Annotated in this window: 14 protein-coding genes; 4 read left to right on the forward strand and 10 right to left on the reverse strand. The window is 72.3% G+C overall.

Going from position 1 to position 12,178, the window contains the following annotated elements; genetic code table 11:
• Positions 1 to 95: 95 nt before the first annotated feature.
• From ACSURM_RS09900 to ACSURM_RS09910, 3 genes are read right to left on the reverse strand one after another with little or no spacing between them, the layout of a single operon-like run.
• Positions 96 to 857 (reverse strand): DUF3710 domain-containing protein, encoded by a 762-nt coding sequence (locus ACSURM_RS09900; protein WP_436954643.1) that lies wholly within the window; start codon positions 855 to 857, stop codon positions 96 to 98.
• A 1-nt stretch (position 858) separates the two neighbouring features.
• Positions 859 to 1,410, reverse strand: a complete 552-nt coding sequence (gene dut, locus ACSURM_RS09905) for a dUTP diphosphatase (protein ID WP_030609154.1) — start codon at positions 1,408 to 1,410, stop codon at positions 859 to 861.
• Entirely contained in the window at positions 1,407 to 1,991 is a 585-nt protein-coding gene (locus ACSURM_RS09910; protein ID WP_249456554.1) for a PaaI family thioesterase, read from the reverse strand. Before ACSURM_RS09910 ends, dut begins: the two co-directional genes overlap by 4 nt.
• 58 nt (positions 1,992 to 2,049) lie before the next feature.
• On the opposite strand from ACSURM_RS09910, the gene ACSURM_RS09915 reads away from it, so the two are divergent.
• Entirely contained in the window at positions 2,050 to 2,514 is a 465-nt protein-coding gene (locus ACSURM_RS09915) for a DUF3093 domain-containing protein (RefSeq protein ID WP_436954644.1), read from the forward strand.
• Positions 2,515 to 2,533: 19 nt separating this feature from the next.
• Here ACSURM_RS09915 and ACSURM_RS09920 read toward each other — a convergent pair whose 3' ends face one another.
• The 4 genes from ACSURM_RS09920 to ACSURM_RS09935 form a co-directional block, all read right to left on the reverse strand.
• On the reverse strand, positions 2,534 to 3,448 hold the full coding sequence (locus ACSURM_RS09920) for a hypothetical protein (RefSeq protein ID WP_436954645.1): 915 nt from the start codon (positions 3,446 to 3,448) through the stop codon (positions 2,534 to 2,536).
• Positions 3,449 to 3,461: 13 nt separating this feature from the next.
• On the reverse strand, positions 3,462 to 3,758 hold the full coding sequence (locus tag ACSURM_RS09925) for a DUF4193 domain-containing protein (RefSeq protein ID WP_005481602.1): 297 nt from the start codon (positions 3,756 to 3,758) through the stop codon (positions 3,462 to 3,464).
• A 393-nt stretch (positions 3,759 to 4,151) separates the two neighbouring features.
• Complete coding sequence (locus ACSURM_RS09930) at positions 4,152 to 5,408, reverse strand: sensor histidine kinase (protein WP_436954646.1); 1,257 nt, start codon at positions 5,406 to 5,408, stop codon at positions 4,152 to 4,154.
• A 5-nt stretch (positions 5,409 to 5,413) separates the two neighbouring features.
• Positions 5,414 to 6,067 (reverse strand): response regulator transcription factor, encoded by a 654-nt coding sequence (locus ACSURM_RS09935; protein WP_007387794.1) that lies wholly within the window; start codon positions 6,065 to 6,067, stop codon positions 5,414 to 5,416.
• 413 nt (positions 6,068 to 6,480) lie between these two features.
• On the opposite strand from ACSURM_RS09935, the gene ACSURM_RS09940 reads away from it, so the two are divergent.
• A complete protein-coding gene (locus tag ACSURM_RS09940) occupies positions 6,481 to 6,654 on the forward strand; it encodes a hypothetical protein (protein ID WP_167345744.1) in 174 nt (57 codons plus the stop codon).
• A 103-nt stretch (positions 6,655 to 6,757) separates the two neighbouring features.
• On the opposite strand, the gene ACSURM_RS09945 is transcribed toward ACSURM_RS09940, so the two are convergent.
• Together ACSURM_RS09945 and ACSURM_RS09950 are read right to left on the reverse strand one after the other, a co-directional pair.
• Positions 6,758 to 7,573, reverse strand: coding sequence for an inositol monophosphatase family protein (locus ACSURM_RS09945; RefSeq protein ID WP_436954647.1), 816 nt, complete (start codon positions 7,571 to 7,573; stop codon positions 6,758 to 6,760).
• Positions 7,574 to 7,581: 8 nt separating this feature from the next.
• Positions 7,582 to 8,709 carry a ferrochelatase gene (locus ACSURM_RS09950; protein ID WP_436954648.1) on the reverse strand — a complete coding sequence of 376 codons (1,128 nt, stop codon included), beginning with the start codon at positions 8,707 to 8,709 and terminating at the stop codon, positions 7,582 to 7,584.
• Positions 8,710 to 8,930: 221 nt separating this feature from the next.
• Between ACSURM_RS09950 and ACSURM_RS09955 the strand changes: the two genes are divergently transcribed.
• Positions 8,931 to 10,169 carry an MFS transporter gene (locus ACSURM_RS09955; RefSeq protein ID WP_436954649.1) on the forward strand — a complete coding sequence of 413 codons (1,239 nt, stop codon included), beginning with the start codon at positions 8,931 to 8,933 and terminating at the stop codon, positions 10,167 to 10,169.
• Entirely contained in the window at positions 10,129 to 11,448 is a 1,320-nt protein-coding gene (locus ACSURM_RS09960) for a D-arabinono-1,4-lactone oxidase (RefSeq protein WP_436954650.1), read from the forward strand. The genes ACSURM_RS09955 and ACSURM_RS09960 overlap by 41 nt, the downstream gene beginning before the upstream one ends.
• Here the strand turns inward: ACSURM_RS09960 and ACSURM_RS09965 are convergent.
• Positions 11,372 to 12,136 (reverse strand): hypothetical protein, encoded by a 765-nt coding sequence (locus ACSURM_RS09965; protein ID WP_436954651.1) that lies wholly within the window; start codon positions 12,134 to 12,136, stop codon positions 11,372 to 11,374. The genes ACSURM_RS09960 and ACSURM_RS09965 overlap by 77 nt on opposite strands.
• Positions 12,137 to 12,178 lie beyond the last annotated feature (42 nt).

Genomic DNA, 12,178 nt, shown 5'->3' on the forward strand with positions numbered 1-12,178 from the left:
GCAACGGACAGGCACCCCCAACGGCGCGCCCCCGCGAAAACGGGCCGCACCTCAAAGGCACGGCCCGTACATCCCTGCTGAACCCAGCGGAGCGCCTAGCGGACCTCGGTGATCTCCGGGCCCCGCTGCAACTGCCCCATCCCGCCGGAGAAGCGCGAGCCCTCCTCCTGCTGGACACCCTCGGGCACCATCTGCGCGTCGTTCGGCAGCTTGAGGACGATCGGGTCGCGCGGAGCCATCGGGCCCTCGCCGCGCACCACGACCGTGTCGCGGAAGATCTGCTCCAGCAGCCCGGCGGCCTCCGGCTGCACCGCGCCCTGCCCGGAGATCACACCGCGCAGGAACCAGCGCGGGCCGTCCACGCCGACGAACCGGACGACCTGGAAGCCGCCGGTGCCGTCGGGCAGCTGCACCGGGACCCGGGCGCGCAGCTCCCAGCCGAGCGGGCCCTCGACCTCGTCGACGATGCCACCCTGCTGGGTGATGCCGGAGGCGATCTCCTCGCGCACCTCGGCCCAGATGCCCTCGCGCTTGGGCGCGGCGAACGCCTGGAGCTGCACGGCGCTGTCGCGCAGCACGACGGTGGCGGCGACGATGGCGTCCCCGGCGACCTCGACCCGCAGCTCCATGCCGTCGACGCCCGGCACGAACAGTCCGCCGAGGTCCACGCGGCCCTCGGCCGGGTCGCGCACCTCGCTGCTGTCCCACGGCCCGTCGGGCCGGGGCCCGGGCTCCAGCCGGAGGCGCTCGCTCCCGGCCTCCTCTTCCTCCGCCTCGGTGTCGACGCTGTCGACGACCTGCTCGGCCTCGCCGGCCGCGTCCTCGGCGGCACCCTTCTTCTTGCGACGTCCGAACACGTCACTGTCCTTCCCGGTCGGATACGACCGAAGCGTATCGATTCCCACCCGTCGGACCGCCTACGGCGGCCTGACCGCTTGTGCCGCTGTCGCCGCCCACCGCGGCATGGCCACCGGTGGACCCGAAGCCCCCCTCGGCCCGCGCCGAGCCGGGAAGTTCCGCCACCTCCTGGAAGCGGACCCTCTCGACCTGCTGGACGACCAGTTGGGCAATCCGGTCGAAGCGCTCGAACCGCACGCTCTCGCGCGGGTCGAGATTCACCACGATCACCTTGATCTCCCCACGGTACCCGGCATCAACCGTCCCCGGGGCATTCACGAGGGCGACACCGCAGCGGGCGGCGAGGCCGGATCGCGGGTGCACGAACGCCGCGTACCCCTCCGGGAGGGCGATCGACACTCCCGTGGGCAGCACGGCGCGCTCGCCGGGCGCCAGCTCGCAGGGTTCGGTGGTGCGCAGATCGGCCCCGGCGTCACCCGGGTGTTCGTACGCCGGGAGCGGGACGTCGGGGTCCACCCGGCGGATCAGCACGTCGAGGGGGCTACGGCTCACGGGTTCACCTCGAAGGCGCGGGTGCGCCGGATCTGGTCCGGGTCGTTCATGGCGGCCTGGATCTCCTCCCGGCGGCCGTGGTCGATGAAGTGGTCCACCTTGACCTCGATGAAGAGGGCGTCGGCGCGGACGGCGACCGGGCCGTCCGGGCCGCCGACGCGTCCGGTGGCGGTGGAGTAGATCTTGCGTCCGGCGACGGCGGTGACCTCGGCCGCCAGGAACAGCGTGGCACCCACGGGCACGGGCCGGACGAAGTCCGTCTCCAGCCGTCCGGTCACGGCGATCGTGCGCAGCAGCCAGTTCAGCGAGCCGAGGGTCTCGTCCAGGGCCGCGGCGAGCACTCCGCCGTGGGCGAGCCCCGGGGCGCCCTGGTGGGCGGGGCGCACGGTGAACTCGGCGGTCAGCGACACGCCCTCGCCGGCCCGGGCCTCCAGGTGCAGCCCGTGCGGCTGACCGGGGCCGCAGCCGAAACAGTGTTCGTAGTGGGCGCCGAGGAGTTCCCCGGGCGCGGGCGCGTCGGGGTGCCGTATGGGCTTGCCCGCGTCGGCGGGAGGCTGAAGAGCTGCGGAACTACCACTCACAGCCGCAGACCTTACCCGCGCATCGGCCGACTACGGATCCCATGCCAAGCTAGGTTTCATGCAGCTCTCCGCCACCCCCTACGAAGAACGTCTCACGGCTCCCCGCTCGTGGTGGGTGATCAGCCTCCTGGTGGGCGTCTCGCTCGCCCTGATCCTGCTGCCGTTCGGCACCCTGCCCCTGCTCGGCGGCCTGGTCGGCGGCACGGCCGCGGCGGCCGTGGTGGCGAGCGCCTACGGCTCCCCGCGCATCCGGGTCGTGGGGGACTCGCTGATCGCGGGCGAGGCCAAGCTGCCGGTGTCGGCGCTGGGCGCGACGGAGATCCTGGACGCCGAGGAGGCCCGCGCCTGGCGGACGTACAAGGCGGACACCCGCGCCTTCCTGCTGCTGCGCGCCTACATCCCGACGGCGCTGCGCGTGGAGGTCACCGACCCGGAGGACCCGACGCCGTACCTGTACCTGTCGACGCGGGAGCCGCAGCGGCTCGCCGCGGCGATCGACGCGGCACGCGAGGCGCACGCCTGAACACCCGGCCTGCGCCCGGCTAGGACTCTTCGGGAGGCTCGGGCAGCTCCAGCGGTCGCTCCGGCTTCTCCAGCGGGGGCAGCTCCGGCAGCTCGTCCCAGGGCACCCGCATCCTGCGCAGGTCCGCCCGGACGCGGTCGGCGAGCCTTCTGGTCTCCCGGCGGTTCACCACCGCCCCGACCGCGGCCCCGACCAGGAACGGCGTCAGGTTGGGCAGGTTGCGCACCATCCGCTTCATGATCCGCTGGCGCAGTTCGCGTTTCATCCGGCCGCCGAGGGCCGTGTCGTACGTCGACGGCTTCGTCACGTCGATGCCGCGCTCCCCCGACCAGGAGGACAGATACGCGGCGGTACGGGCCTTCGGGCCGCCGGGCGGGCGTACGCCGTAGACCTCGTGCAGTTCGGCGATCAGCTTCAGCTCGATCGCGGCGACCCCGGTGATCTCCGCGGCCAGTTCGGTCGGCATGGCCGGGGGTACCGGCAGCATCGCCGCCGCCCCGATTCCGGCGCCGACCGTGGAGGTGCCGGCCGCCGCGCCCTTCACCAGCTTGTCGGCCAGTTCCTCGGGTCCGAGGCCGGGGAACTGGCGGCGCAGGGTCGCGAGGTCGCGTACGGGGATACGCGGGGCGATGTCGATGACGCGGTCCGCGAGGTGGGCGAGGCCCGCACGGGCCCGGCTGCCGCCCCTGCGGGCGCCTTCCCGGGCCAGGTCCCGGGCCTTGTCGCGGATCACCGTCGCCCGGCGCCGGGCGACGGGCGCGGGGTGCCGGTCCGGCGCCGGGGGGCCGTCCCGGTCCGCCGCCGGTCCGAGCGAGGCTCCCGCGCCGGGTGAGCCCCGCCCGTCGTCACGCGCGCCGTGCGGGCCGTCCAGCGGCCCTTGGTCCGCTTTCCCCAGGGGGAAGCGGCGCTTCCGGGGAGGGGTCGAGCCAGACATGGCCGACCCGTCCTCAGTCGCAGTCGCGGCAGATCGGCTGACCGTTCTTCTCCCGGGCCAGCTGGCTGCGGTGGTGCACCAGGAAGCAGCTCATGCAGGTGAACTCGTCCTGCTGCTTGGGCAGTACCCGGACGGCCAGTTCCTCGTTCGAGAGGTCGGCGCCGGGCAGTTCCAGGCCCTCTGCGGCCTCGAACTCGTCGACGTCCACCGCCGAGGTGGACTTGTCGTTCCTCCTGGCCTTCAGCTCTTCAAGGCTGTCCGAGTCGACGTCGTCGTCGGTCTTGCGTGGAGTGTCGTAATCGGTTGCCATATCGCTCTCCCCCTCTGGGTGTCTGCGGTGTTCTCCAGCGCACGTAACGCGTGAGAGGCCGGACTTGTGCCCGACCTGAAGCGGAGATTTTGCCTCACATCAAGGTCTGTTACTCAATCGACACCCAATCCGACCCCTCAGGAGTGATCGGCTTGGATGGCGGTGAGGACCGTACACGGTCCCGATGTCGCACCTCAAAGGCGCCCCACCGTGTACTTCCCGTGAACAACGACCCTGAAAACCAGGACATTCCCGGCTTTCCATGCGACGTCATGATCACTCTCCGTACATGGCCGGAAATCCGCCCATGTGACTGATCACACAAAGGGGCGTCCGTTCGGCCGCTTGAAAATTCCGCGTAGAGCGAACACAGCCCGCGTGTGTCCGCTCGCGTCACATGGGCAGGGTGACGCGCATCTCCAGGCCACCGCCCTCCCGGGGACGTGCGTGGATGTGGCCGCCGTGCGCCCGGGCCACGGACCGGACGATGGACAGGCCGAGGCCCACGCCCTTGTCGCTGCCCGTGCGCTCGGTGCGCAGCCGGCGGAACGGCTCGAAGAGGTTGTCGATCTCGTACGCCGGCACCACCGGCCCGGTGTTGGAGACCGTCAGCACCGCCTGCCCGTGCTCGACCTCGGTGTTCACCTCGACCCAGCCCCTGTCGGGCACGTTGTAGCGCACCGCGTTCTGCACCAGGTTCAGCGCGATCCGCTCCAGCAGGACGCCGTTGCCCTGGACCACGGCCGGTTTGCGCTCGCCGCGGACGGCCACGCCCTTGGCCTCCGCCTCGGCGTGCACCTGGTCGATGGCCTGGGTGGCGACCTCGGCCAGGTCGACCGGTTTGCGCTCCACGATCTGGTTGTCGCTGCGGGCCAGCAGCAGCAGCCCCTCGACCAGCTGTTCGCTGCGCTCGTTGGTGGCCAGCAGCGTCTTGCCGAGCTGCTGGAGCTCCACCGGCGCGTTCGGGTCCGACAGGTGCACCTCGAGGAGCGTGCGGTTGATCGCGAGCGGGGTGCGCAGTTCGTGCGAGGCGTTCCCGACGAAGCGCTGCTGCGCCGTGAAGGCCCGCTGGAGCCGCTCCAGCATGTCGTCGAAGGTGTCCGCCAGCTCCTTCAGCTCGTCGTCCGGGCCGTCCAGCTCGATGCGGCGGGACAGGTCCGAGCCGGCCACCTGGCGGGCGGTGCGGGTGATCCGGCCGAGCGGGGACAGCACCCGGCCGGCCATCGCGTACCCGAACGCGAAGGCGATCACGGCCAGCCCCAGCAGGGCCAGCAGGGACCGGCTGAGCAGGTTGTCCAGGGCCGCCTGGCGCTGCTGGTCGACACAGTGGGCGATCGCCTCGTTGAAGTCCGACAGCGGCAACGGCCCGGAGTTGATCGCGGTGACCGCGGGGCAGTTGTCGCTGGTGACCTTGATCGCCGAACCGCTGACGATCTTGAACAGCGGCTGGTTGCCGGTGCTGATCGCCTGCGCGGCCAGCAGGTAGATGATCGACAGCAGCAGGATGCCGGCGATCAGGAACATGCCGCCGTACAGCAGCGTCAGCCGTATGCGGATCGTGGGCCGCAGCCACGGGAAGGGCGGCTGCGGCCTCCTGGGGTCCCAGGTGGGCTTCGGCGGCGCCTGGGGCGGCGCGGGTGTCGCTGCCACCGCGATCAGATCCGGTAGCCGGAGCCGGGGACCGTGACGATGACCGGCGGCTCGCCCAGCTTGCGGCGCAGCGTCATCACCGTCACCCGCACCACGTTGGTGAACGGGTCGGTGTTCTCGTCCCAGGCCTTCTCCAGCAGCTGCTCCGCCGAGACGACGGCTCCCTCGCTGCGCATCAGCACCTCCAGCACCGCGAACTCCTTGGGCGCGAGCTGGACCTCCTTGCCGTCGCGGAAGACCTCGCGGCGGTTGGGGTCGAGCTTGATGCCGGCGCGCTCCAGGACCGGCGGCAGGGGCACGCTGGTACGGCGGCCGAGGGCCCGCACGCGCGCGATCAGCTCGCTGAACGCGAACGGCTTGGGCAGATAGTCGTCGGCGCCGATCTCCAGGCCCTCGACACGGTCGCTGACGTCGCCGGAGGCGGTGAGCATCAGCACGCGCGTGGGCATGCCGAGCTCCACGATCCGGCGGCAGACGTCGTCGCCGTGCACGAGCGGGAGGTCGCGGTCGAGGACGACCACGTCGTAGTCGTTGACGCCGATGCGCTCCAGGGCGGCCGCACCGTCGTACACGACGTCGACGGCCATGGCCTCCCGGCGCAGTCCGGTGGCCACCGCATCGGCGAGCAGCTGCTCGTCCTCGACGACGAGTACGCGCACGTCGCTTGTCCTTCCTGTGTCCACCCGCGTGGCGCGCCGCGGGCGCGTGCGGGCAGGGGTCTGCGTTGGGGTGTGACCCCCATCCTGCCCTTTTCGGCCATAAGTCGGCTGTAAGGCGGCCCTCGGGACCGCAGGGACAGAGGTTGCGGGGCGGGAATACGAGAATTTCTCCCGTGGTTAGGTTTCCCCGGAGGGGAGCGGGGGGAGGACGGCTTTACACCCCGCGATCACGCTCTGCATGTGCCGCAGCACCATGCGGTACTCCGCCTTCCGCTCCGCAGAGCGGGCGTGGGTGTCCGGCACCGTCGCCGCCCGGCCGGGCAGCGCTGGGCACCCGCGAGAGACGTGATCGCCCGTTCCAAACGGCACAGCCCCGTGCCACCGACCCACGACCCAGGACGAGGGGGCGCAGCATGGACGCTTTCACCTCAGGACTTCTGCAGCGCATAAGGGCGACCGAGTCCGACCTTTCGCGGGCTCGTGACGAGGGCGACGACTTCCTTGTCGAAGTGGAGCAGGCGGAACTCGACGACCTGCGACGCCTCGCCGCCGAACACGGCGTGGAGGTCGGCGCGTCACGCGTCTGATCGGCCCGAGCGCGACAAGGGACCCCGGCGAATCCAGCGCCGGGGTCCCTTCGCGTGCGGCCGCCGGCCCGGACCGGGTCGGTCGGGCCGGGTCCGGGGCCGGTCAGTCGTGCCAGGCCCCGAAGTCCTCCAGCAGCCGCTGGAGCGGCTCGAAGACGCCCGGGGCGCCCGCGACCGTCAGCTCCCGTGAGGGCCGCTCCCCGGGCCGTCCGCCGGTCAGCGCGCCGGCCTCCCGGGCGATGAGGTCCCCGGCCGCGAAGTCCCACGGGTGCAGGCCCCGCTCGTAGTACCCGTCGAGCCGGCCGCAGGCCACGTCGCACAGGTCGACCGCCGCCGAGCCGCCGCGCCGGATGTCCCGCACCAGCGGGATCAGCCGGGCGGCCAGCTCGGCCTGGTGGGCGCGGACCTCGGTGACGTAGTTGAAACCGGTGGAGACCAGCGCCTGGTCCAGCGGGGGCGCGGGCCGACAGGCGAGCGCCCGCTCGCCCTCCCACGCGCCCGTGGCCCACGCGCCGCCGCCGCGCACCGCGTGGTACGTCTCGCCGCGCATCGGCGCCGCGACGACCCCGACGACGGTCTCGCCGTCCTGCTCGGCGGCGATGGACACCGCCCAGGTCGGCAGCCCGTACAGGTAGTTCACCGTGCCGTCCAGCGGGTCGATCACCCAGCGGACGCCGCTCGTGCCCTCGGCCGAGGCCCCCTCCTCGCCGAGGAAGCCGTCGCCGGGGCGCCGGCCGGAGATCAGATCGGTGATCAGCTTCTCGGCCGCGATGTCCATCTCGGTGACGACGTCCACGTTGCTGGACTTCGTCCTGGCCACGGCCAGGTCGCTGGGGCGGCCGTCGCGCAGCAGCTCGCCGGCCCGGCGGGCGGCCTCGCGGGCGAGTGCGAGCAGGTCCCGGTGCAGGGGGTCGGTCACGGCTCTCCTCACGCGTAGGGGCTGTCGGCGCCCGCGGCGGCGGGGCGGGGGGCACGGGCCGGGCAGCAGCCGACCGGGCAGACGTCGTGGCTCGCGCCGAGGGCGCCCAGGGCGCAGGGGGCGACCTTCCGGCCGCGCTCCACGGCGGCCCGCTCCAGGATCAGCTCGCGGACGGCGGCGGCGAACCGCGGGTCGGCGCCCACGGTCGCCGAGCGGCGCACCGGCAGGCCCAGCTCCTCGGCCTTGGCCTTCGCCTCGGTGTCGAGGTCGTACAGGACCTCCATGTGGTCGGAGACGAAGCCGATGGGGGCCATGACGACGGCCGGGACGCCGGCCGCGTGCCGCTCCTCGAGGTGGTCGCAGATGTCGGGCTCCAGCCACGGGATGTGCGGGGCGCCGGAGCGGGACTGGTAGACGAGCTGCCAGGGGTGGTCGACGCCGGTGCGCTCGCGGACGGCGTCGGCGATCAGCCGGGCCACGTCCAGGTGCTGGGCCACGTAGGCGCCGCCGTCGCCGTGGGACTCGGCGGGGCCGGAGGTGTCGGCGGCGGCGTTCGGGATGGAGTGGGTGGTGAAGGCGATGTGGGCCCCCGCGCGGATGTCCTCGGGCAGGTCGGCCAGGGCCCGCAGCACGCCGTCGATCATGGGCTCGACGAAGCCGGGGTGGTTGAAGTAGTGCCGCAGCTTGTCCACGGCCGGCACTTCCACGCCCTCGGCCTGGAGGGTGGCCAGCGCGTCGGCGAGGTTCTCGCGGTACTGGCGGCAGCCCGAGTAGGAGGCGTAGGCGCTGGTGGCCAGGACCAGGATGCGGCGGTGGCCGTCGGCGGCCATCTCCCGCAGGGTGTCGGTCAGATACGGCGCCCAGTTGCGGTTGCCCCAGTAGACGGGCAGGTCCAGGCCGTGCGCGGCGAAGTCCTCGCGCAGCGCCTGGAGCAGGGCGCGGTTCTGGTCGTTGATGGGGCTGACCCCGCCGAAGAGGAAGTAGTGCTGCCCCACTTCCTTGAGGCGTTCCTTGGGGATGCCGCGCCCGCGCGTGACGTTCTCCAGGAACGGGACCACGTCGTCCGGGCCTTCGGGGCCGCCGAAGGAGAGCAGGAGCAGGGCGTCGTACGGGGTGGCATCGAGCGCGTCTGGCATGGGTCGATCCTGCCACCCGGCACTGACAGCCGGGAAACAGCGGTGCGACGAGTCGGTTTCGAGCCGTTGGTGGCCTTTTGTCCGAGCGGGTTCCGGCTTTTTTGTCCGCACGTCCCATAGGGGCGCATTCCGGGCCGCCGATATGGGTTCACTTAGGGTGCCCTAACTTGTAAGCTGTATCGGCTCTATTCGCGCCTTACCGAACCGCTTCCGGAGACCTCGTGCCCAGCCCCTACAGAGCCTTGTTCGCCGCGCCCGGGACCAAGGCGTTCTCCGCCGCCGGATTCCTCGGCCGGATGCCGCTGTCGATGATGGGCATCGGCGTGGTCACGATGGTCTCCCAGGTCACCGGCCGGTACGGCCTCGCGGGCGCCCTGTCGGCCACCCTCGCGCTGTCCGCCGCCGCCGTCGGACCGCGCGTCTCCCGGCTGGTGGACCGCCACGGGCAGCGCCGGGTGCTGCGCCCGGCGACCCTGGTGGCCCTGACCGCGGCGGCCGTGCTGCTGTGCGCGGTCCGGTTCCGGTGGCCGGACTGGGTGCTGTTCGTCTGCGCCGCCGGGACCGGCTCGGTGCCGAGCCTCGGCGCGATGATCCGGGCCCGCTGGGCCGCGCTGTACCGGGGCACCCCCCAGCTGCACACCGCGTACTCGTTCGAGTCGGTGGTGGACGAGGTCTGCTTCATCTTCGGGCCGATCGTCTCCATCGGCCTGTCCACGGCCTGGTTCCCGGAGGCGGGCCCGCTGCTGGCGGCCTGCTTCCTCGCGGCCGGCGTCTTCTGGCTGACCGCCCAGCAGGCCACCGAACCGGCGCCGCACCCGCGCGAGGCGCACGACGGCGGCAGCGCCCTGCGCTCGGTGGGTCTGCGGGTGCTGGTGGCCACCTTCGTGGCGACCGGATCGATCTTCGGCGCCGTGGACGTGGTGACCGTCGCCTTCGCCGACGAACGCGGCCACAAGGGCGCCGCCAGCGTGGTCCTCGCGCTGTACGCCGCCGGTTCCTGTGTGGCCGGCGCGGTCTTCGGGCTGCTGCGCTTCGGCGGGGCGCCGGAACGCCGCTGGCTGCTGGGCGTGGCGGCGATGGCCGTGAGTATGATCCCCCTCCTACTGGTCGGAAACCTGCCGCTTCTGGCCGTGGCGCTGTTCGTTGCGGGGCTGTCCATCGCGCCGACGATGATCACGACGATGTCCCTCATCGAGGAGCACGTACCTCGCGCGCGGCTCACCGAGGGCATGACCTGGGTGAGCACCGGCCTGGCGGTCGGTGTCGCGCTCGGCTCGTCCGCGGCCGGCTGGGCGATCGACGCGGCCGGGGCGCGGGCCGGGTACGGGGTCCCGGCCGTGTCCGGGGCCGTCGCGGTCGTGGTCGGTTTCCTCGGGTACCGCCGGCTGCGCAGGCCGGCCGCGGGGCGGGGAGGCACCGTTGAGCAGCACAGCGAGCGGGACGTACGGAACCTGGCGTAACTGGGGCGGCAACGTCACGGCGCGGCCGGCCAGGCAGGTCGCGCCGGCCTCGGTGGAGGAGCTGGCCGCGGCGGTGCGCCGGGCCCGGGAGGACGGCCTGAAGGTGAAGGCGGTCGGTACCGGGCACTCCTTCACCTCGATCGCCGCCACCGACGGCGTCCTGATCCGCCCTCAACTGCTGACGGGCATACGCGACATCGACCGGCGGTCGATGACGGTCACGGTGGAGGCGGGCACCCCGCTCAAGAGGCTCAACGCCGCCCTCGCGCGCGAAGGTCTGTCGCTCACCAATATGGGCGACATCATGGAGCAGACCGTCTCCGGGGCCACCAGCACCGGCACCCACGGCACGGGCCGCACCTCGGGCTCCATCGCCGCCCAGATCAAGGGGCTCGAACTCGTCACGGCCGACGGATCCGTCCTCACCTGCTCCGCGGAGGAGCACCCCGAGGTCTTCGCCGCCGCCCGGATCGGCCTGGGCGCCCTGGGCATCGTCACCGCGATCACGTTCGCCGTCGAGCCCCTCTTCCTGCTCACCGCGCGCGAGGAGCCGATGCCGCTGGAGCGGGTCCTGTCGGAGTTCGACCAACTGTGGGCGGAGAACGAGCACTTCGAGTTCTACTGGTTCCCGCACACCGGGAACACCACCACCAAGCGCAACAACCGCAGCGCCGGGCCGCCGCGGCCGGTGGGACGGGCGGCCGCCTGGTTCGAGGACGAGTTCCTGTCCAACGGGGTGTTCCAGGCGGCCCAGTGGGTCGGCCGGGCCGCACCGGCCGCCGTCCCGGCCATCGCCCGGATCTCCAGCAGGGCCCTGTCCGCGCGGACGTACACCGACATCCCGTACAAGGTCTTCACCTCGCCGCGCCGGGTGCGCTTCGTAGAGATGGAGTACTCCGTCCCGCGCGCCGCCGTCGTGGAGACCCTGCGCGAGCTGCGGACCATGGTCGACCGCTCGGGGCTGCGGATCAGCTTCCCGGTGGAGGTGCGCACCGCCCCGGCCGACGACATCACCCTCTCCACCGCCTCCGGCCGGGACAGCGCCTACATAGCCGTGCACATGTTCCGGGGCACGCCTTACCAGGCGTACTTCACGGCCGCCGAGCGCGTCTTCACCGCGCACGAGGGGCGTCCGCACTGGGGCAAGGTGCACACACGGGACGCCGAGTACTTCTCCCGGGTATATCCGCGTTTCGGCGAGTTCACGGCGTTGCGGAACCGCCTTGACCCGGACCGGCTGTTCCAGAACGACTATCTGCGGAGGGTCCTGGGGGCGTAGGCGCCGTGGCGGACGTACCCGGCGCGCTGGGGGTGGGGCTCGGGGTGGCGGGGGCCGACGGGGTGGCCGGGGTGCCGCTCGGGGTCCCGCCGGAGCCACCGTCCGGCTCGCCGCTCGGGGAGCCGCCGGGCGTCGGGGAGGTGCCGCGGTCCGTATCCATGTCACCACCGCCCGCCGGGGCGTGTCCCGGGGACGGCGTGTCCGACGGGGCCGGCGTGTGGTCGGACCGGGTGCCGGAGGTGTTCCGGCCGGTGACGGCGTCGCTCACGGTCGTGCCCTTGCCGCCGCTGAAGCTGTTGCCGGAGATCAGTTCGTACGTGGTGATACCGGCCATCGTGACGCCGAAGACCAGGGCGGCGGCGACCAGGGGGCGGCGCCAGCTCTTCACCCGCGCGCGGTAGACGGTGCCCTCGGTGAACTCCCCCGGGGCCGGCACCGTACGCTCCCGGGGCCGGGCCGCCACCACCGCCTTCTCCCGCAGCTGCTCCCCGGTCCGCTTGAAGAAGTGCTGGAGGACCGTTCCGCCGCAGGTGGCGAGGACGCTGACCACACCGGCGCCGAGGATCGTGCCGTACACCCCGAAATACGAAGCCAGTTTGGCCGCCACGACCGCCGCCAGGGCGCCGCCCGCCACCTGGGGGACGTTCAGATCGATCCTCTTGCGCCCCGTATCGGGTGTCTCACGCATACCCGGAACTTGCCTGCCTTTCCCGTACTTGATCGACATTGA

Origin of the sequence: Streptomyces sp. SudanB182_2057 (assembly GCF_964272715.1) — a bacterium.
In the GTDB taxonomy this organism is placed as follows: domain Bacteria; phylum Actinomycetota; class Actinomycetes; order Streptomycetales; family Streptomycetaceae; genus Streptomyces; species Streptomyces rubradiris.

Excerpts from the sequence above, each read along its gene's own strand:
- ACSURM_RS09940 (WP_167345744.1), top strand. The coding sequence starts at position 6,481 with ATGGACGCTTTCACCTCAGGACTTCTGCAGCGCATAAGGGCGACCGAG.
- ACSURM_RS09915 (WP_436954644.1), top strand. The coding sequence starts at position 2,050 with ATGCAGCTCTCCGCCACCCCCTACGAAGAACGTCTCACGGCTCCCCGC.
- ACSURM_RS09965 (WP_436954651.1), bottom strand. The coding sequence starts at position 12,136 with ATGCGTGAGACACCCGATACGGGGCGCAAGAGGATCGATCTGAACGTC.
- ACSURM_RS09925 (WP_005481602.1), bottom strand. The coding sequence starts at position 3,758 with ATGGCAACCGATTACGACACTCCACGCAAGACCGACGACGACGTCGAC.
- ACSURM_RS09950 (WP_436954648.1), bottom strand. The coding sequence starts at position 8,709 with ATGCCAGACGCGCTCGATGCCACCCCGTACGACGCCCTGCTCCTGCTC.
- ACSURM_RS09920 (WP_436954645.1), bottom strand. The coding sequence starts at position 3,448 with ATGTCTGGCTCGACCCCTCCCCGGAAGCGCCGCTTCCCCCTGGGGAAA.